We start from the raw sequence: 875 nt of genomic DNA, 5'->3' as shown, positions 1-875 counted from the left end.
TCGTGGATGTCAGCGCAGCCGTTTGGTCATTAACGTTCGTACTTGCACTAACAACTTGAGTACGATCATTAGCCTGAGCCTCAATCATACCCTGATGCACAGTAATTCCTAATCCTAATGTAATTACTGCAATTGCCATGCAACACCATTTTTTACCACTTTTATATAATTTATAATGTTCCTGCATTTTCCCTTCTCCTAAAAATTGCAATATAAAAAGCAGCTCGATAATTTATCGCTCTGCTTTTTTACAAATTATATTAAAATACTTCACGGTCCCATGCGTCAAGTCCATATGTCCTAATAACATTATTTAAACTAGAAGCATATGTTGGGGCTGTTGCATAACCATCTTGCTGAAGCTTTGCTGTTACACTAGCATAATTACGATCCCATAATAAATTATGATAACGGGAATTAGAAGCTAAGAACTTTCCGTGATCAACAACACTTTCGTAGTTGCTTGGATATTTTCTAAAGGCATCGTTAATATAATAGTATCCCTTAGCTGCACTCCATTCAGCAGTTCTCATAACTACAGATTGACCATTATAACTTCCTTTAATTCCAAAGAGATTATGTCCCTTAGTTGCTAATCCAGATTTCCCCCATGCACTCTCAAGAATTGCCTGGGCAGCAGTAACTGAAGGAAGAACTCCATATTGGCGCCAACCATCTTGAGCAGCTTGTTTAATACTCAGAAGAAAAGCCTGATTCCCACTGGCTGGCGTTAAGAAACCATTAGCATCAGCATACCAGTACTTATTTCCTTCCTGAACGACTGTGTTAGTAGCTAATTTATAATTAGATGGATTGAAGTAATAACGGGTACCCTGCCAAGTCTGAAAGCCGGTTAAAGCCTGACCATCGCTGCC

At 38.9% G+C, this 875-nt stretch carries 2 protein-coding genes; both read right to left on the bottom strand.

Features of this window, described 5'->3' with window-relative positions:
* A partial coding sequence (locus tag AC1EKL_RS08740; protein ID WP_480189757.1) for a KxYKxGKxW signal peptide domain-containing protein occupies nucleotides 1-187 on the bottom strand: 187 nt, incomplete at its 3' end.
* Between the two features lie 73 nt (nucleotides 188-260).
* Nucleotides 261-875, bottom strand: a 615-nt coding sequence (locus tag AC1EKL_RS08735) for a glucosaminidase domain-containing protein (RefSeq protein ID WP_480189758.1), incomplete at its 5' end; no start/stop codon positions are given.

Source organism: Limosilactobacillus sp. C0001E2, assembly GCF_056590915.1.
This window is presented reverse-complemented; position numbering and strand designations above follow the sequence as displayed.